Genomic DNA, 998 nt, shown 5'->3' with positions numbered 1-998 from the left:
GCCTGCGTCGTTAGTACCATCCCAAACAAATCGATACTGCCCAGCAGGGCGAGTCGCAGACGTCACAGCGTCAATCAGATCGCGATCATAACGACCCACTTTTCGCCACCAGCTGCGCATGTCTTTGAGCCACTCATCCTTACCGACCCAAAGCTGAATGGTTTTAACGGATTGACGTTGTTCATCTTCAACCCACACTGCGACGTAAGGACGGGCGTACATTGAGGTATCGATCTTTGGCAATTCAAACTCAAAGTCGATTTTGGCGGCATCAGGTAAAGGCGCAGCCAAAACTGGCCATGGTGCTAAAGCCGCTACCAACGCCGCTTTGCAAACTAGGTTTTGGCGAAGTAACTTGCCTGTGTTCAACATAAACTTTTCTCTACAACTGCCTGTTAAGGCACAGCAACAAAATAAATGACGAGCGACAGCAACGAGCCAAAGCTCATCCACTGCAGTGATGTTCTGAACGTCTTTTTCTTCGGCAATAACAGGCATACACCGGTCAGGACGAAAAACACCATCAGTAGTGCAGTGATGTCGATAAACCACTTCCAAACATCACCACTGTTACGACCTTTATGCAGATCATTCAGCAGTGCGACCGCGCCATAATTGGTGGTTTCGATATCAGCGTCGCCAGTGGTCATATCAACGAAAACCGTGGCGTTATAACCCGGCCCTTTGAAATCCAGAGAGAGCTCGCCAAGCACCAATTCACCTTGCTCCACTTCGGTGTAAACGTCCAAAGTAGATGGAGTGCCGCGTAAAGCCACTTCTTGGGTCAAAAAGTCAATCAGTGCAACGCGGTTTGGCTGGAAGCTTTCGCCGTTCAAAAACAAGGTCTGCGGCGGGATGATGATGGTGTGCTGTTGAATGATGGGTTCTTTTCGCTCAAACAGCTCAGGACGATTTAGCGTGATGCCAGTGAGCGCAAAAAACAGCGTCACCAATAAAAGAGTCATCGAAATATAGATATGTAGACGGCGCGCCCACGT

The 998-nt window shown here is 49.1% G+C and carries 2 protein-coding genes; both read right to left on the bottom strand.

Annotation, left to right across the window (positions count from 1 at the left end):
- The coding region (locus R7O13_RS24745; RefSeq protein ID WP_318304920.1) for a DUF2271 domain-containing protein at positions 1-372 on the bottom strand (372 nt) is incomplete at its 3' end.
- Between the two features lie 23 nt (positions 373-395).
- Positions 396-998, bottom strand: a 603-nt coding sequence (locus tag R7O13_RS24740; RefSeq protein ID WP_318304919.1) for a PepSY-associated TM helix domain-containing protein, incomplete at its 5' end; no start/stop codon positions are given.

It is taken from the genome of Vibrio sp. Y176 (genome assembly GCF_033438945.1).
Note: the sequence above shows the minus strand (reverse complement) of the source record. Positions and strands in the feature narration are given on the sequence as shown.